This is a genomic window from Campylobacter upsaliensis (assembly GCF_900637395.1).
Lineage (GTDB): Bacteria > Campylobacterota > Campylobacteria > Campylobacterales > Campylobacteraceae > Campylobacter_D > Campylobacter_D upsaliensis.
Genome location: NZ_LR134372.1, coordinates 1,557,452 through 1,575,327 on the forward strand (window position 1 = coordinate 1,557,452; position 17,876 = coordinate 1,575,327).

At 34.9% G+C, this 17,876-nt stretch carries 17 protein-coding genes and 1 pseudogene; 10 read left to right on the forward strand and 8 right to left on the reverse strand.

What is annotated here, in order from left to right; genetic code table 11:
• Nucleotides 1–65 precede the first annotated feature (65 nt).
• From EL158_RS08575 to EL158_RS07865, 3 genes are read right to left on the reverse strand one after another with little or no spacing between them, the layout of a single operon-like run.
• Nucleotides 66–233: a hypothetical protein gene (locus EL158_RS08575; RefSeq protein ID WP_164715692.1), complete on the reverse strand. Its 168-nt coding sequence runs from the start codon at nucleotides 231–233 to the stop codon at nucleotides 66–68.
• Nucleotides 220–744: a hypothetical protein gene (locus tag EL158_RS07860; protein WP_027304548.1), complete on the reverse strand. Its 525-nt coding sequence runs from the start codon at nucleotides 742–744 to the stop codon at nucleotides 220–222. The genes EL158_RS08575 and EL158_RS07860 overlap by 14 nt, the downstream gene beginning before the upstream one ends.
• Before the next feature lie 2 nt (nucleotides 745–746).
• Nucleotides 747–1,160, reverse strand: coding sequence for a hypothetical protein (locus tag EL158_RS07865; RefSeq protein ID WP_027304549.1), 414 nt, complete (start codon nucleotides 1,158–1,160; stop codon nucleotides 747–749).
• A gap of 146 nt (nucleotides 1,161–1,306) precedes the next feature.
• Here EL158_RS07865 and EL158_RS07870 point away from each other — a divergent pair, with 146 nt between their 5' ends.
• The 5 genes from EL158_RS07870 to selD all read left to right on the forward strand — a co-directional run bounded on the left by EL158_RS07870 (nucleotide 1,307) and on the right by selD (nucleotide 7,226).
• Nucleotides 1,307–4,021, forward strand: coding sequence for a S8 family serine peptidase (locus EL158_RS07870; protein WP_126361615.1), 2,715 nt, complete (start codon nucleotides 1,307–1,309; stop codon nucleotides 4,019–4,021).
• A 90-nt stretch (nucleotides 4,022–4,111) separates the two neighbouring features.
• Nucleotides 4,112–4,888 carry a formate dehydrogenase accessory sulfurtransferase FdhD gene (gene fdhD, locus EL158_RS07875; protein WP_027304249.1) on the forward strand — a complete coding sequence of 259 codons (777 nt, stop codon included), beginning with the start codon at nucleotides 4,112–4,114 and terminating at the stop codon, nucleotides 4,886–4,888.
• Nucleotides 4,881–5,606, forward strand: a complete 726-nt coding sequence (locus tag EL158_RS07880; RefSeq protein ID WP_034955988.1) for a winged helix-turn-helix domain-containing protein — start codon at nucleotides 4,881–4,883, stop codon at nucleotides 5,604–5,606. The genes fdhD and EL158_RS07880 overlap by 8 nt, the downstream gene beginning before the upstream one ends.
• 17 nt (nucleotides 5,607–5,623) lie before the next feature.
• A complete protein-coding gene (gene yedF / locus EL158_RS07885; protein ID WP_027304247.1) occupies nucleotides 5,624–6,196 on the forward strand; it encodes a sulfurtransferase-like selenium metabolism protein YedF in 573 nt (190 codons plus the stop codon).
• Between the two features lie 7 nt (nucleotides 6,197–6,203).
• Nucleotides 6,204–7,226, forward strand: coding sequence for a selenide, water dikinase SelD (gene selD, locus EL158_RS07890; protein WP_081788092.1), 1,023 nt, complete (start codon nucleotides 6,204–6,206; stop codon nucleotides 7,224–7,226).
• A gap of 2 nt (nucleotides 7,227–7,228) precedes the next feature.
• Here selD and EL158_RS08610 read toward each other — a convergent pair whose 3' ends face one another.
• From EL158_RS08610 to EL158_RS07910, 4 genes are read right to left on the reverse strand one after another with little or no spacing between them, the layout of a single operon-like run.
• Nucleotides 7,229–8,329, reverse strand: coding sequence for a Cj0814-related protein (locus tag EL158_RS08610; RefSeq protein ID WP_051529133.1), 1,101 nt, complete (start codon nucleotides 8,327–8,329; stop codon nucleotides 7,229–7,231).
• Between the two features lie 37 nt (nucleotides 8,330–8,366).
• Nucleotides 8,367–8,984, reverse strand: coding sequence for a hypothetical protein (locus EL158_RS07900; protein ID WP_034955987.1), 618 nt, complete (start codon nucleotides 8,982–8,984; stop codon nucleotides 8,367–8,369).
• A gap of 40 nt (nucleotides 8,985–9,024) precedes the next feature.
• Nucleotides 9,025–9,426: a Cj0814-related protein gene (locus EL158_RS07905; protein ID WP_027304243.1), complete on the reverse strand. Its 402-nt coding sequence runs from the start codon at nucleotides 9,424–9,426 to the stop codon at nucleotides 9,025–9,027.
• Nucleotides 9,423–10,052 carry a hypothetical protein gene (locus EL158_RS07910; RefSeq protein ID WP_034955986.1) on the reverse strand — a complete coding sequence of 210 codons (630 nt, stop codon included), beginning with the start codon at nucleotides 10,050–10,052 and terminating at the stop codon, nucleotides 9,423–9,425. The genes EL158_RS07905 and EL158_RS07910 overlap by 4 nt, the downstream gene beginning before the upstream one ends.
• A gap of 194 nt (nucleotides 10,053–10,246) precedes the next feature.
• On the opposite strand from EL158_RS07910, the pseudogene EL158_RS07915 reads away from it, so the two are divergent.
• From EL158_RS07915 to EL158_RS07930, 4 genes and pseudogenes are all read left to right on the forward strand, one after another.
• Nucleotides 10,247–11,032: pseudogene (locus EL158_RS07915) on the forward strand (hypothetical protein); the annotation flags it as partial.
• Complete coding sequence (locus EL158_RS07920) at nucleotides 11,017–11,613, forward strand: C39 family peptidase (protein WP_027304240.1); 597 nt, start codon at nucleotides 11,017–11,019, stop codon at nucleotides 11,611–11,613. The pseudogene EL158_RS07915 and the gene EL158_RS07920, both read left to right, overlap by 16 nt.
• Before the next feature lie 40 nt (nucleotides 11,614–11,653).
• The gene (locus EL158_RS07925) at nucleotides 11,654–12,148 is read left to right on the forward strand and encodes a hypothetical protein (RefSeq protein ID WP_027304239.1); all 495 of its coding nucleotides are present in this window, start codon (nucleotides 11,654–11,656) and stop codon (nucleotides 12,146–12,148) included.
• 4 nt (nucleotides 12,149–12,152) lie between these two features.
• On the forward strand, nucleotides 12,153–13,199 hold the full coding sequence (locus EL158_RS07930) for a Cj0814 family flagellar-dependent secreted protein (RefSeq protein ID WP_051529131.1): 1,047 nt from the start codon (nucleotides 12,153–12,155) through the stop codon (nucleotides 13,197–13,199).
• Between the two features lie 13 nt (nucleotides 13,200–13,212).
• Here EL158_RS07930 and EL158_RS07935 read toward each other — a convergent pair whose 3' ends face one another.
• A complete protein-coding gene (locus EL158_RS07935) occupies nucleotides 13,213–14,184 on the reverse strand; it encodes a glycosyl transferase family 90 (protein ID WP_027304238.1) in 972 nt (323 codons plus the stop codon).
• Between the two features lie 174 nt (nucleotides 14,185–14,358).
• Between EL158_RS07935 and EL158_RS07940 the strand changes: the two genes are divergently transcribed.
• Nucleotides 14,359–17,871, forward strand: coding sequence for a proline dehydrogenase family protein (locus EL158_RS07940; RefSeq protein WP_027304237.1), 3,513 nt, complete (start codon nucleotides 14,359–14,361; stop codon nucleotides 17,869–17,871).
• Nucleotides 17,872–17,876: the final 5 nt, after the last annotated feature.

A 17,876-nucleotide genomic window follows, 5' to 3' on the forward strand; every position in this document is an offset into this window, starting at 1 on the left:
GCAACCAAAATGAACTACAACACTAGCAAACCCCATCAAAACTAACGCAAGAGCGACCCACAACATCATCGACCTCTAAAAATACGAGATAAAAATTCCAAAAGCCCACTTCTTTCGCCCTTACAACGAGAGCAGATAAAATCTAGCGGACTTAAGGCATCGCTTTTAGGACGAGCTAAAAATTTCTCCCCACATTTTAAACATTTTTGAAAACTTGGTCTAGGCTTTATCATCAAAAAGCTTCATTATAAAGGGTTTTTCTTTTGAAAAATAAAGATTCATTTGCCTTAAATATTTATTAAGCTTATCATCAACGCTTTTTGGATAAACTCCACTTTCCTTCACTCCCTCCAAAAGAGAAACCATAATGCTATTAAGCCCATTAAACCATATAAAAAGTTCTTTTTCTCTAGGATTAAAATCCTCAAAATTATTTTTTTGAGAAGCCAGATGCATAAACTCATCTTGTAAATAATCCAAGCAATTCATCAACATTGTCATCTTAAACCTTATTCCAAGACTTATAAAATCCTCAGCCTGAAAGACAAAGTTGATAACTTCTCCTTCAAAATGATTCACCCTTAAAAGAAGCTCTTGGATAAAATTAAACCTTCTAGCTTCTTCTTCGGCACTTCCTAATGTATCATCGCTACTTGTATCACTCGCAAAATATTCATAAAACTTTTTTAGCCCATATCCTGTAGCAGCGAGGGCGATACCGCCCACTATAACTTTTTTAAGCATTTTTACTCCTTATCTTTCAAAGTCTCATTAAGCTCTTCATTTGTTTTAGAAAGTTCAGTTTCAACAGAATCTTTTTCAGTTTTCTCTAAATCTTCATTTTCTTCAAAAAACGCATTGAATTTAGCAAAAGCTTCCTTCGTCCTCTCATCTTCCTTAAATTGCTCTTCGCAATCTCCGTCCGCCTTAGAATCTTCGCCTAAAAAAGCTTCCACCTTATCAAAAATCTTTTCCGCTCTATCCTCAAAATCTTCGATTTTATTATAAAAAGAGTCCATCTTATCGCTCACCATTTGCGACACAACATCTTTTGAATTCTCAACCCACCAGCTATTTTCTTCCTTAGTTTTGTCATAATGCTTTTTAAATTTGACTCCAGCATAAGCAAGAACACCTGCTCCTATAATTAAAGGTAACATTTTTTCTCCTTTGACTTAAAATTAATAAGGAGATTATAAAACACACTAACGACAGGTCGTGTCGTAAATAGCAATAAAAAATAAATTAAGACTTATTTTATACTATTTATTATACAATCATCGCATTTTATTTTTGGGATTTATCGATGAAAAAAGTTATAAAAACTCTATTTTTAAGTATTATTTTTTTATTTTATGGTTGTGGGGGGGGGGGGGGTGGCTCGGTAGGCACAGCCTTAAAGCCACCTTCACTTCGCCCTCCCCAAGTAGCACCAACTCTCTTTTCAAAAGCTCATCAACCAACGCAATTTAGCAGCGTTCAAACACCACAAACAGATAATTACAACGATGAAAATAAAATTTCTCACATCGGCATAACTGATGGAGTTTTTGCCACATATGACAAAACTGAGGCTAAAAATATGACGATGACTAATCAAGTCATTGCAAATACCACAGGTGCTGAGGGACACGGCTCAAAAGTAGCTTCCGTAGTCGCTAGATATAATAATACCTCAAAGCTTTTTGGCTATGATGCGGGTGAAGCAGATAAAACTACGCTTAATTCAAGTAAGTTAAGTTCAGCCTACATCACGCTTGAAAAGCAAAACACAAAAATTTACAATAATTCTTTTGGCACAAACCCGACTGCTGATTTAAATCAAATCAATCATAATTTTTATGACAATTTAGCTAAAAGAGTAAAAGAGCAAGATAATATCTTCGTATGGTCAGCAGGAAATGAAAAAAAAGAAATGGCAAATGACCAATCCTCCCTCCCCGTAAAACACAATGAAGCTAAAAAAGGCTGGATAGCTGTAACAAGCCTTAATCAAAATAATCAATTTGATAACCGCTATGCTAATAAAATAGGCGAAAGAGCGAAAAACTGGGGCATAGCCGCACTAGGAGAGCATACTTTTCAACAAGGAAATGGCTCTGGAACCTCCTTTGCCGCTCCGGTGGTAACAGCAGCAGTGGCTAAAGTGTGGGAGCAATATCCGTGGATGGATAATCACTTAGTCGTTCAAACCATACTTAGCACGGCTGATAAAGAAAACTCAAACCAACCTACCGAAGAACCAAACGCTACCATAGGCTGGGGTAAGCTTAATGTAAATAGAGCCTTAAAAGGACCGGCGCGTTTTGACAAAAAACTTCTTTTAGATGGTAAAGATATGGTGGAGGTTCATTTAGATTACAGAAATTATACTAATCAAAATAAGCTTACTTGGAGTAATGACATCAAAGGCGATGCAGGACTTCATAAAAAAGGCACAGGGACGCTTATTTTAAGCGGAAATAATAGCTACACAGGAGAGACAAAAATAGAAAATGGTGCCTTAAAGCTCACAAATGGGGGCATTACAGGTAATAAAATCAATATCCAAACACAAGGCACACTCACCGCCGCTAGCTCAAGCAATATGATAAATGCAAAAACCATTGATAATCAAGGCGGAATTTTTGAAATCACAGGCAAAGGCGCTAAAATCGAAAACTATCAGGGAAGCTCACAGGCTAAAATCATCATCGATTTGGCAAGTAAATTAGAAGCCTCGAATAAAATCGATATGAAAGATAGTATCCTCATCACCAACGCAACGCAAACAAATAGCATTGTCTCCACATATCAAAACAGCTACCACACGCTTATAAGTGCCAATGAAATCGCTAATTTTAACGGCAATTATCAAATCACTTCAGGAAGCAATGCCTTCATCAACATCAAAGAAGCACTTTATAATAATAAAGAATTCAAGGTATCCTACACCAGAAACAGCACCCCTAGTGTCGTAAAAGCCCTAAATTACGATGATGAAAGAACCTTAAAAACGGCGGATAATTTTGAAAATCTTTTAAAGAGTTTAGAAAATGACAAGGAACAAAGCCCCATTTATGAAGCGTCTTTGAGTGTGCTTAATGCTAATGTGAATTCTTTAAATCGCATTATCGACTCGCTCACAGGCGAAATTCACGCGACAAATAATCACTTCCTAGCCAAGCAAAACGAACTCTTAGCCTATAAAACCGCCCAAAGAATCAATTATCTAAGAAGACAAGATAACAGCGGAATTTACGCCCTTGCTTTACATAGTAAATTTGACATTTCAAGCGATGTTTATGCGGGAGGTAATGCTAAACTTAACTCCGTGCTTATAGGGCATGACCATCATATTGATGATTTTATGTTAGGCTTTAATATCCTCGATGCGAAAACAACAGCAAAATTTGACAAAATAGCAGGAGAAAGCGAGATAAAAAATCACTATTTTAATCTTTATGGAAGTTATGAATTTGATGATTTTTATTTAGCGAGTGCTTTGGGACTTGGCTTTGTGAAAAATGAAACTCAAAGACTGATTAACAACGCCCCCTCTCATAGCCAGCACGATGATAAACTTTATAATTTTTACTTAGAAGCGGGGAAGGATTTCTCTCATCATAGTGCGATTTTTACGCCTTTTGTTGCGTTTGCTAATGAAAATATCACAAGGGGAGCTTTTAACGAGGATACCGCACTTGGTTTTGTAGCGGAGGAAAAGAACTATCATTTATATAAATTACTCGGTGGCTTGAGGACTTCTTTAGTTTTTGAACAAATTGAATTTGAGGGAGAGTTACGCCATAGTTTTGCCTTAAATCCTAGTGATTTTGACTTTGATGCGGCGTGGAAAAACGGCGCTAAGGCTTACATCAAAGGTGCGAAACAAAATAAGCATTTAACTTATGCAAATTTTAGCACAATTTATCATCTTTCACCACGCTTAAAACTCGACACACAATACGATTTATCCTTAGAAAATCTTAAACAAAATAAAGTTCATATCTTTAGCTTGGGTTTGCGTTATGCTTACTAATCTACCCTCACGGCAAATTGTCGTAAGGTGTAGATTGATTAAAAAAAAACTAATATAATATCTCATTAATTTATTATGAAAGAAAAAATTATGGAAGCTTTATTTACGACAGAAATTGTTAAATTCAAGGGCGATGAGCGTTTAGTTTGCGAAGATACTTTAGTGCGTGAAATTAAGCTTGAACTTTTTGTCAATGATGAGAAAATCGGTGCTTTAATGGCGACTCCCACAGATGAAAAAGCCTTAGCGGTGGGCTACTTGATGAGCGAAAATATCATCGCTAGCGTAAAGGACATTAAAAGCATAGAACAAGATGATATGAGTGTAAGGATAGAGGCTAAAATCGATGAGGCGAATTTAGCCAAGCTTAATGCTGAGGGCGTTGTCATTAGTGGCTGCGGACGCGCTCACACGGCAAACATTGACCCAGAAGCCATACAAGCGAGTCAAATCAATTCTAAAGCCCAATTTAGCAAAGATCAAATTTTAAAACAAATGAGTGAATTTTATACACAATGCGAACTTTACGAAAAAACAGGCTGTGTGCATACTGCAAAGCTTTTTGTCGATGAAAATACCTTTTTCATCGGCGAGGACATCGCCCAGCATAATACCATAGATAAGGCTTTAGGCAAGGCAAGACTTGCGGGGGTAGATTTGCAAAATTGCTTTTTAATGGTAAGTGGGAGATTAAGCTCTGAAATGGTCGCTAAAGCTGTTATGCATAAAATCCCAGCCCTTATTTCACGCACCGCACCCACTTGCCTTGGCGTGATGATAGCGAGAAAATTTAATCTTACTCTTTGTGGCTTTGCAAGAGGAGATAAAATCAACATTTACAGCGGAGAAGATAGAATTAATGCGTGAAATTGTAGAATATATGAAAGAACTTTTAAATAGCAATGAAAAATTAGACTGCGGGACCGCTTTTAAAATCGCTAAAAAATTTAATAAAAAAGTTGAGGAAATCGGCAAAATCGCTAATAAAAATGGAATTCGCATTGATAATTGTGAGCTTGGGCAGTTTGGACATTTGGACTTTGAAAAAGGTAAAATCGAAACTTTAAAAGCTCTTGAGCCTTTTTTGGATGAGAGAAAACGCATTTTTTGTCAAGACGCTAGAGAAGTAGCAAAACGGGGCTTTGGGCTTAAAAATGTGCGTTCAAGCCTTAAAGCCTATAAAATCGATGTAAAATATTGCAAATTAGGCTGCTTTAAGGAAAAAAAGGGTAAAAAATTTGTCGTTAAAACAAAAACTTGGATAGAAAATGCGGACGGAGACTTGCTCTTTGGCAAGGGTAAAACCGAGCTTTTAGAACTCATCGCACAAACGGGAAGCTTACTTCACGCCTCTAAGCTTATGGGGATCAATTATAAAAAGGCTTGGACACATTTACAAACCTTGCAACTTAATTCTCAAGAAACACTAGTAAGCTCAAGGCAAGGAAGATCGAGCAAATCAGGCACAAAACTCACGCCTAGAGCCTTAGAATTAATGCAAAATTATACGATTTTACAAAAAGACATTGAAGAATACGCCAACAAACGCTTTAAAGAGCTATTTTTCAAAGAAGAGAAAAAATAATTCGCAAAGGAGAACCATTGAAAATCGATTGTCGTAATTTAGACTGCCCAGCACCTGTGGTAGAGACAAAAAACGCCTTAGAAAAACTTGAAAATGGCGAAAAATTAGAAATTCTTTTAAATTCTCACATCGCAAAAAATAATGTGATAAAATTTTTAAACTCCTTAAATTTAACTCACACTTGCGAGGAAAGGGGCGAGGAATTTTGCATCACAGTGCAAAAAAGTGCTTGTGAGCTAAATTTCAATGAAGAAATCAACAATACAATTTTATTTTTAAAAAGCACTAAAGTAGGCGATGGGGAGCTTGGGGAGAATTTATTGCTTGGCTTTTTATCGACCTTAAAAAACTTAGAAAATCGTCCTAATAAAATCATTTGCGTCAATGATAGCGTTTTAATCAACACGGACAAAACGCACAAAGCCCACGAAGCTATGCTTGAGCTTGAAAAATTAGGCGTGGAAATTATAAGCTGTGGGGCGTGTTTGGAATTTTTTGATAAAACTAAAGAACTTAAAATAGGTAGCATAGGCAATGCTTATGCGATTTTAAATGAGCTTTTTGGAAAAGCTAAAATCATCACTTTATAAGGCTTAAATGGACTATAAAGATCAAAAATTAACGCATTTTGTCAAAGCGGCAGGCTGAGCAGCGAAGCTAGACCCGTGCGGTCTTAAAACAATACTAAACTTTATGCAAACAAGCCCCGCCTTACTCAGCGGTATCGGCAATAACGAAGATGCAAGCGTGTATCAAATAAGCGAAGATTTAGCCCTCGTGCAAACGCTTGATTTCATCACGCCTGTGATTGATAGTGCATATCACTTTGGTGCGATTGCGGCGGCAAATGCTTTAAGCGACATTTTTGCTATGGGAGCAGAAGTGATAAACGCCCTAAATATCGTAGGCTTTGATAATAAAAATCACAACTTAGAGCTTTTAGGCGAAATTTTAGCAGGAGCAAATGATAAGGTGCAAGAAGCCAGCGGCATAGTCGTTGGAGGACATACCATAGAAAGTGCGGAAATGTTTTTTGGACTAAGTGTAACAGGCAAGGTGCATCCTAAACAATTCATCGCTAATAACACGGCTCAAATAGGTGATGTTATCATTTTAACCAAGCCTTTAGGTGTGGGGATTTTAAGCACGGCTTTAAAAGGGGGACTTTTGGAAAATTCGCATTTAAATTCTATGCTTGAAAGTATGCTTACTCTTAATCTAAAAGCGAGTCGCTTGGCTGTGAAATTTAAAGCTAGTGCGATGAGTGATGTAACGGGCTTTGGACTTTTAGGACATTTAAAAGAAATGCTTAATCCGCAAATTTCCATACGCATTTTTGAAAATTCTTTGCCTTTATTACGAGGTGCAAGGGGGTATTTTGAGATGGGCTTGATTCCGGCTGGAGCTTACCAAAACTATGAATTTATAAAAAAAAGCTATCCGCATTTGCAAGAAAATGCTCTTTTATTTTGCAGTCCCGAAACTTCTGGCGGACTTTTAATCGCTGTGAGCAAAAAAAATGGCGACACTCTACTTAAAACCCTACAAGATGAGGGTATAAACGCTGCTATTATCGCCCTTTGCGAAAGTAAAGGACAAAAAGAGCTTGAGCTTATTTAAATTCACGCCTTTATATCCACACTTTTTGGGGTGTTTTTAGAAAGCATTTTGCTAAATTCTCCTGTTTTATCATCGCTAAATTTAATTCCAAAAAGAATTTCTAGCTCATCACTTTTACCAAATTTATTTTCTAATAATTTTTTTAAAAGTTCATTTTTAGCATTGTCATCTTTATAAGTTTCTTTGTTTTGACTTTCGCTTTGTATGGGGGTGAAATTATTTTTTTCAATGGGCTTAATTAATAAATGATTATCCATAGCCATTTCAAAATCTTTTACAAATTCATCGTGCCTTTTTTTAAAATCTAAATATTGAGTTTTAAATTCTTCCAAATTTAAATTTTCGCGTAAGAGCTTGTCAAATTCATCTTTAAAATCTTTAGCTTTATTTACAATAGAATGATCCAAATGAAAATTTATAGCATAAGAAACATAAGTTTGTAATTTACTTCTTTCTCTATCAACTCCCATCCACACATCAGAAAGTATATTTTTAAAAGAGGATTTTTCTATTTTATTTGGATCTTTGATTTGATTTTTTTGCATAAAGGCATAAAATTCGTTCATTTCTTTTTCGCTTATATGACTATCAAATCCATAAGTTTTACCAAAAAGAGTGCTTTTGCCCTCTTTAAATTTGATTGTATTGATATTTATAAAAAGATCAAGCAGAACATCGCTTTTGGTAAAATTATCCTTAAGGGAAACATTAAATTTGTTTTCAATTTGCTCTCTGTCAAAATTCTCCCCAAATTTATCGAGGGCTTGTAAATTTTCTTTATAAAAATTACCAAATTCTTTTGCCCAATTGATATAATCATACAAAGCTTCGGTGGTAAGTTCTGTCGTTGTTAAAGTTTTATTGAGAGCTTTTATAAAATTTGCATTAATTTTATAATCTTTTGGAATTTTAGCTGCTTCATTAAAATCACTCGTAAAAAAGCCCTCTTTATCCACGCCATAGCCTAAAATTTTATCCACCGCTTGAGTTTTATCGCTAGGCGAGTTGATTTCCTTTATATTTTTTAAATTCTTAACTTCATCTTGTAAATTCAAATTTACAAAATTAACACTTGGATAAGAATTTGCAAAATTTATCATCATTTTGTTCCTATATCTTTTTATAATGTATTAAATTAATTTACATAACATTTGCATTGTATCCTCCCATTGCACTTTCGATTTGGGATTTATATTTTTGAGCCATTTCTTTGATAATCATATTATATTTTAATAATCTACTAGAAGTTGCAGGATCAAATTTATAATGTTGCCCGTTTGTATCCATTACACCAACTTGATATGAAAAAAGAACATAAGGTTGTCCCAAATGAGTTCTTTTAATCTGTCTTTTTACTATCAATGTAGGAGAAAAAATATAAGATTGATTTGTGATGTCAAGATAATCTATAAGTCTTCTTTCGCTAGGATTTGAGCAGTTTGCTACATTAAGTCCGCATAAACCTTTTTTGGCATTTGGATCTTTAAAAATATAGTTTTTAATATAATCAACCTCACCCGGATGAAAATTTGCTACAAGATAAAATTCGGAAGTAAGATTTAATTTATCTTGATTAAATTTGGTATCTAATATATAATACCCACCCCTGACCTCTTTCATCTCATCAAGGCTAAGAATTTTTACTCCTACGCTGTTATCACTCACCGCACCATTACTCAGCTTAGCAAAAAGATCATTTACAAAGCTGAAATTTATTAATAAAGCACTTAAAATGATAATATTTGATAGTGTTTTCATAATTACTTCCTTAGTAATCAATTTATTGACTATAAATTCTTTAAGCTCTTATATTTATCGATACAATGTTATGAGTTTGATAGCCGTGTCTAATTTCATATCTCTTTTTAGTTTCGAGATATTTTTCTTTAAATTCATTAATGCTCATTGTTGAATTAAATAGGGAATTAAATTCACTCTCATATAACATAAAAAGCCCTTTTCCTCCAAAATCAAATCCCCCAATTTTATAATCCGTCTCAATAAACTTTTTTAAATCCTCCACCTCTTTTTTGCTTATGCTTTTATCGTATCCCCATAATTTCCCCAAAATAGTTGTCTCGCCATTTTTGGCATATCCCAAATTTGGTATGCCTGCAAGGTCCATAAATTTAGCCTGTTGCTTATTATTTGTTTTCATCATAGCTGACAAATTTAAATGATTTAAAGCCCCTATTGTCATCTTAATCCTCCCAAAGCATTCTCTAAACGATCTTTATAATTTCTTTTTAATTCATTAATAATTATGTTATTGTTTAGCGTTGCACTATTAGTTACATTGCGTATGCTTCCATCAAAACGATTGACAGCAACAACTCCATAAGAAAAATAGACAAATTTTCCAGCCCTATTAAAGCCCACATTTCTTTTTACGCTAAATCCTAAAGCCGTATAAAGAGGATTTGAGCCGTCTAAAGCATTGGTAAATTCTTGTAGTCTTTTTTGACTTTGCCATAAATGTTTTTTGGTCGCACTATTAGAATAACATTGCGTAGAGCCCATTTGACACAACCCTCTATCATTTTTCATAGTTTGTTCAAGATTAATTTGACCATTTTTTATTTCCCAACCTAATTCATTTTCAAAATCTGGAACTGCTAAAGCAGCTAATTCGTTTTGGGAAATTCTTATAGTTGCTACGGCATACCCACCCCTGACCTCTTTCATCTCATCAAGGCTAAGAATTTTTACTCCTACGCTGTTATCACTCACCGCACCATTACTTAGCTTAGCAAGAAGATCATTTGCAAAAGCAAAATTTGCTAGTAAAGCACTTAAAGCTACAATGCTAAATAGTTTTTGAAACATTTTAATTCTTTTTATTTAAGATGTATTTAGGCTTATTCTATCATTTAAAAAAATTGAAGTCAAATTCGTAAGGCATAAATTATCATTATTTAAAAACTTAAAACACTCCTTGCTTGATTATCCTTTATGCAATATTTTAAAAAGGACAGATAATGAGAAAAATGATTTTCATTTTAATAGCTTTAAATGCTTGACTTTTTGCTAGTGATGAATTAAATATCGATAGTTTGTTTAAAAGCATTACAAGTCTATCTTTACTTAGCACGGGTAATGCAAATTCTTATCTGCTTTATCCTAATATCAGCATAGGGGGTGATCCTACCATTTGGAACGATACAAAGCAAGTTTTTTTAACGCAAACTTTCATTTATACTTTGCATCCTAAATTTGACCTACTGATTTCAGGTGGTGGAAGCTATGCAAGGCAGGAATATACAAATTTTTTCACAAATGAATATTCCCATAAAGATCGCATAGGATTTGATAATCTATGGCTAGGATTTATTTATACTGGGGAAAGTTTTGCTGACTTTATCCCGCAAATCACCTTTCAAACAGCACTCGTTCAAAGAGAAAAAGCACTCAATAATACTAAAAATTTTATCTCAAATCGCAAAATTTACAAGCTAGTTTGTAGCGATCCTGTTTTATATAGCATTTATAGCGGCTTTGGATACAATCAAGCGAGGAAATTTAAAACCCTTAAAATAGAATATGGACATAGCATTTATGTGGGTGGAGATTTATCTATCGTTTTAAGCCCTAAAATCACTTTAGATTTAGGAGCGGAGCAAAGATTTCAAATGAAACAAAAAATCAATGGCTATCAAAATTCTGAGGTGCGTTCTATCCCGACTTTTAGTTTAGGTTCAACTTATAGCATTAACGCAGATACTGCCATATCCGTTAATGCAAATTTTGGCGGTAGTTCGGCTGCTCCTGATAGTGTATTTGGCTTAAGTTTATGGAAAAAGTTTTAAAGAAATTTATCATTATATTTTTTATACCCTTAGCGTTGTGGGCGGAATTTGCAGTCAAGTCTTACCAAGAGCTTAAAAACGAAAGAGTAGTAAGGCAAAATTATGAAGAATCTTGCGGAGCGGCTTCTTTAGCTACCTTGCTTAATCTCATCGATGATAAGAAATTAAGCGAATTAGATCTTTTGCAAGTGATGAGCGAAAAAGAGCTTTATACGGATATGGTAAGCTTTGCGGATCTAAATGAAGCGGTTAAAAAGCTAGGCTATGAAAGTAAGGCTTATAAGATCGATAAAGAAATTTTAAAAAAACTTGTCAATGTCCCTATGCTTGTGAAGATTGAAGACGATCCTCGCTTTCCGCATTTTGTGGTGATTATCAATTATAGGGGCGATTATTTGCAAGTGCTTGATCCAAGTCATGGGGAATATATAAGTTCCAAAAGAGAATTTTATAGCGTTTGGGATAGGTATGATAAGGGCGGATATGCTTTGATAATAGCCCCTAAAAAGACTCTAAAAACTTTTAAGCTTCCTTTGCCAAATAAAATAAATTACGAATTTGACTTCAATTTTTTTAAATGATAGAATAAGCCTAAATACATCTTAAATAAAAAGAATTAAAATGTTTCAAAAACTATTTAGCATTGTAGCTTTAAGTGCTTTACTAGCAAATTTTGCTTTTGCAAATGATCTTCTTGCTAAGCTAAGTAATGGTGCGGTGAGTGATAACAGCGTAGGAGTAAAAATTCTTAGCCTTGATGAGATGAAAGAGGTTAGGGGTGGGTATAGAACAAGTGCTTTTCTTATAGCTGAAAATGAATATCTTGCTTTAGCAATTCCAGATCAAACTACAACTTATGGTCAAGCAGTTGCAATTTACAGGGTCACCAATGATGATACTTTAAGAAATGTCTTAGTGGGCTACACAGTTAAAAGAAATATAGGCTATTCTAAAAATGGAAATTTTGTATATTTCACTTATGGTGTTGCTATGGTTGATAAAAATGGTGTTCATAGGGTCAATATGAATTCTGCACTAAATAATAATTTAGTTATAAAAGAATTAAGCAGAGCTTATAAAGAAGACTTTGAAAGAAGACTTGGTGGCTTAAGATAGTAAAATGACCTTAAATTTAAACAATTACGCAAATATCAACAATGGGATTTATGCGTCAATTCCAAAATTTGAACGCGAAAAATCCCATAACGAATTTTTGGGCTATAAAATAGACCAAGAGGGCTTTTTTACGAGTGATTTCAATAGGGCGATGAATTTGCCTCTATCTTACAAAATCCACTCAAAAAGTATAGAAAATTTTTTAACATATCAAAACAGCACACATTTTTCAAAACTCGATTTAAAGCAGACTATACAAAACGCTTATAAACTTTTTTCTGGGCTTATAGACGGCTCTAAAGAGCAATTTAGCCCCTTAGATTTAAATCATATCCCTCAAGCTTTTGAATTTGATAAAAATTCTCTTAATATAACAAAAATTTATTCTTTTGACAAAAAAGAATATGAAAATTACAGCCCAAAAAACAATACCATTTTAACAACGACTTTTTTTAGCTTAGACACAAAAGCATTGAGCGAGAATTTATTTTCTTATCTTCCATACGATATAAATCAAAAGGCTTACATTGATGAAAATGGCAATATTTCCACATCAGGACTTTTTATGGCTTTTATATCAAATCAAAAAATCGACCATTATATTGCAGAGGGGGAGACTAATTTATTTGGTAAATTGCAAGGTTTGGATAAAAATATAGACAAAAGCGAAGTGGATAATTTGTGGAAATTCCTTAATGAATATAGTGAATATTTTGACCCAAGTGAGCTATTTTTTGGAATATTGAGACAAAATTTAAGCATAGAGGATTTTAAGCAACTTGCTTTTTCTAAAAAATCTCAAGTTTTATTAAACGAGCAAAATGTCTCAAGTGAAATTCCATCGAAAAAAACCCCCATACAAAGCGAAAGTCAAAACAAAGAAACATATAAAGATGACAATGCTAAAAATGAACTTTTAAAAAAATTATTAGAAAATAAATTTGGTAAAAGTGAAGAATTAGAACTTCTTTTTGGTTTTGTGATGATAAAAACAGGAGAATTTGGCAAAATTCTTTCTAAAACTAAAAAGAGTGTAGATATAAAGGCGTGAGGTTTAAAGGTTCTTAAATGCTAAGAAAATTAAGCTGATTTGTATAATAAAAATATTTTTCCAAAACCAAAAGCGAGATTAAATCCTCGCGTTTTTTATCAAAAAACTGCGCGACATATTGATGAGCATTATAAATAATATCCTGTGCAAAAGTGGGATGCAAAAGGCAAAATTCAAGCCTTTCTTCTAAGTCTTCATAATCATCTCTAATTTGTAAATAATGGACATTTGGCTCTAAACTTCCCTCCATAAACCAAGTTTCAAATTTAGGCTTTGGCATAATGGCTAGGGAATTTGAACTCATTATCCATTTAAGATTACTCGCTACATCGTTACCCTCTAGGGCTAAAAGAAATTTATAAGGCAAATGTTTAGCGATGCTTATCCTAGCTTTTTGCCAAGCGTGGTGGAGACTTTTACTTCCTACATGTCCTAAGTCGCATAAGGGATGGTTAAAGTATTTTTGAAAAAATTCAATTCTGTGTTTTTGATAAATCGCCCCACGGTAAAAAAGCTTATCTTGCTTTTGGCTAAATTTATAGGGGTCTTTGATGAAGACAAAATGGCGATTTTTATCTAGTTTTAAAAGCGTGTTACTCCCCCCACCACCACTTTCAACAGGACGAGATTTCGTAAAAGAAGGCTTAGTGCAAATATAAGAAACATCACCAAATTCAAAATGTGCTTTGAAATCTTGCGGAAAATAACGCAAATATTCATAAGAGTCAAATTTATAACCAACGCCCTTTCTAGCAAATCTCACACTAGCAATGCTTTTTGCGTCTTTATCAAGGGTGATTTTGCTGTTTATTTGACAATAATAATCCACCCTTTTTTTAATCATATCCACATCGCTTCGCTCCTGCAAAGCACACAAAATATCCTCACGCCTTGCGAGTAAAAAACGCGGACTCATCATACGCGTAATACCCTTAATATTATAGGCTAAATGGCTAAGTCTAGTTGCTAGACGGCTATTTCTCATCACTCTCACTCTCTTTAAATATTTTAAAATACTAACACGCTTATATAAACATCAAATAAATGTTACTAAAATATACAAAATCATCAAATTTTACACACAAAACACAAAATAAAAAATACAAATTTAATCTTTAATTGTATCATTTAGAAAAATTTCACAAAAGGACTTTACAAAATGATACAAAAATCCATCGCTTTGGCAGAAGAACTACAAAGCAAAATCGAGCAAAATCTCTCCGCTAGTGAGAGACAATTTCACGCTAAAATGCAAAAGCTTCTTAATAATCCCAAAAATAAAGTAATGCTAATCGAGCTGCTTGACCGCTCTTTTCGTTGTAAAGATAAAAAAGCAAGTTTTGAACTCATAGAACACACGCTTAATAAATTTGGCATAGCGGACTTTTTCTCTGCCTTTGAGAAATTCTTGCTTTTTAGCTTTTTAAATTTTGGCAAACTCGCTCCTAATCTTAGTGTGCCATTTTTTGTTTCGCATTTAAGAAACGATACAAAGGCTATGGTGCTAGACGCTGATGAAAATTTCCTAGCCCCGCACATTACCAAGCGTAAAAATGAGCAAAATATCACGCTTAATGTCAATCTCATCGGTGAAGAGGTTTTGGGCGAAGCGGAGAGCCAGTATCGTATGCAAAAATATGAAGAAGCCCTAAAATCAAGCTATATCACTTACATTTCTATCAAAATTACCACGATTTTTTCACAGATTAATATTATTGATTTTGACTATTCTAAAGAGGAAGTTGTTAAAAGGCTTGATAAACTCTACGCCCTAGCCTTAGAAGAACAAAAAAAGCAAGGCGTGAGTAAGTTTATCAATTTAGATATGGAGGAATTTAGAGACTTAGAGCTAACCGTGGCTGCCTTTATGGAGAGTGTGGCGAAATTTGATATTAAAGCGGGGATTGTTTTACAAGCTTATATCCCTGATTCTTATGAATATCTTAAAAAGCTCTTAGCCTTTTCAAAAGAAAGGGTTTTAAAGGGTATGCAACCTATCAAAATCCGTTTTGTTAAGGGTGCAAATATGGAAAGTGAGGAAACCATAGCTAGTCAAAGAGGCTGGGAGCTACCGACCTTTAGCCGCAAAATCGACACCGATAGCAATTATAATAAAATGCTTAATCTTGTATTAGAAGATGAAAATTACAAATATATCAATGTTGGTATTGCAAGTCATAATATTTTTGAAATCGCTTATGCTTACACACGCATTAACGAAGCTGGGGCAGGTGAGAGCTTTACCTTTGAAATGCTTGAGGGTATGAGTTTGCAATGCTCTTATGAGCTTTCACAAATGCACGATTTAATTCTCTATGCACCTGTATGTGATGAAGCACACTTTAATAACGCCATTGCTTACCTTGTGCGCCGTCTTGATGAAAACACAAGCGAAGATAATTTTATGCGTTATTTTTTCAATCTTAAAGTTGGCTCTAAAGAATGGGAAGAGCAAAAAAGCTTATTTTTAAATGCCCTTGAAGGCATTAAAACCCTTGATAATACCACACACAGAAAGCAAGATAGAACCAAAACGCAAAATATACCAAGCTCTTACACGACAAAAACTTTTACTAATGAAAGCGACACAGACTTCATACTCTCACAAAATCGCTTATGGGCGCAAAATATCAAGGCGAAATATGAAAATTTAGCAAATTATGATGTGTATCCTGTGGCTGGAGAGCTTGACTTCACACAAGCGGATTTAAACACTTTAGAAGTTAAAGACAAAATCGCCCATCGCACCATAGGCACAGCGTATTTAGCAGGAGAAAATGAGCTAAAAGCAGCTTTAGAAGTGGCGAAAAACTCAAACTTTACGCAAAAAAGTAGCGATGAGATTTATGGCGTTTTAGCCAAAGTCGCCAAGCTTATGCGTGAGAGAAGGGGGGATTTGATAGGGCTTGCAGCATTAGAGACAGGCAAGACTTTTTTAGAAATTGATCCGGAAGTAAGCGAGGCGATTGATTTTATAGAGTTTTATCCCCACTCTCTAGAAACACTCAAAAAGCAAAATCCAAACACCACCTTTAAGCCAAAGGGCATAGGCGTTACCATTGCGCCGTGGAATTTCCCTGTGGGTATTTCTGTGGGCACCATAGCTGCTCCTTTAGCTGCTGGTAATATCGTGCTTTATAAGCCATCATCGCTTTCTATGCTGACAGGCTATAAGCTTTGTGAGTGCTTTTGGGATGCGGGCATTCCAAGAGATGCGCTTATTTTCTTACCAGCAAAGGGCAGTGATATATCGAAATATATTTTAAGCGATGAAGCGGTGAAATTTTCCATACTTACAGGCGGTGAAGATACTGCCTATGCAATGCTAAAAGCAAATCCTACCCTACTTTTAAGTGCAGAAACTGGAGGCAAAAATGCGACCATTGTGTCTAAATTTGCCGATAGAGATAGTGCGGTCAAAAACATTATCCACTCTGCATTTTCAAATTCTGGGCAAAAATGCTCAGCGACTTCTTTACTTGTGCTTGAAGATGAAGTGTATGAAGATGAAGAATTTAAAAAAGCCCTTGTCGATGCGGCAGCTTCTTTGGCGGTGGGAAGTCCTTTTGTCTTTAAAAATAAATTAGGTGCTTTGTGTGATAAACCTAGCGAGAAACTGACAAAAGCTATCAATGAGCTAGAAGCTGGGGAAGAGTGGGCGTTAAAACCAACATTTATAAATGATAACGCTCACTTAATGACTCCGGGCATTAAATACGGCGTGAAAAAGGGAGCTTTCACACATATGAACGAGCTTTTCGCACCGCTTTTGAGCGTAATGAGGGCTAAAGATTTAAAAGAAGCGATTGAAATCGTCAATTCCACAGGATACGGACTTACAGCGGGATTTGAAAGCTTAGATGAAAGAGAGTGGGAATATTTCCACACTCATATTGAGGCAGGTAATATCTATATCAACAAGCCCACAACAGGCGCTATCGTGCTAAGGCAGCCCTTTGGCGGGGTGAAAAAGTCTGCCATAGGCTTTGGGAGAAAGGTTGGAATCTATAATTACATCACGCAATTTATGGATATAGAAGCAAAAGCTGATACAAATTTACTTGATAGCCCCTTAGCAAGTGCATTAGAAAAATTAAGCAAAGCAAGTGATGAAAGCACACAAGCTACCCTAGCAAATGCCGTCCTTATAGCACAATCTTATGCTTATCATCATAAGCACGAATTTAGCGTAGCAAAAGATTATGTCAATATCCGTGGAGAAGATAATCTTTTTTCTTACACGCGGATTAAAAACCTAGCCTTTAGGGTGTGTGAGCAAGATAGCTTGCAAGATATTCTAGGCGTTATCATAGGGTGTCATACGCTAGGGCTAAGTCCTCTTGTAAGCTATGATAGCGCACAAAGCTCTATCATCAAAGAGCTTAAGAAAATTTGCAAGGCGGTAGATTTGGGAGCGGATTTTGTAGAAGAAAATGAGGAGCAATTTATCGCTAAAATTTCTAAATTTGAACGCATTCGTTATCACGCTAAAGCGGATAAAAATAGCCCTCTCTATCAAGCTGCTGCTAAAGAGGCTAAGATTATTATCCGTGATAAGCCGCTATTAAATGGGCGTTTTGAGCTTTTGTTCTATCATAATGAAAAGGCTTTAAGCGTGTCTTATCATCGCTATGGAAACTTAGGCATTCGTGCTTTAAAAAATTCACAATAAGGAGA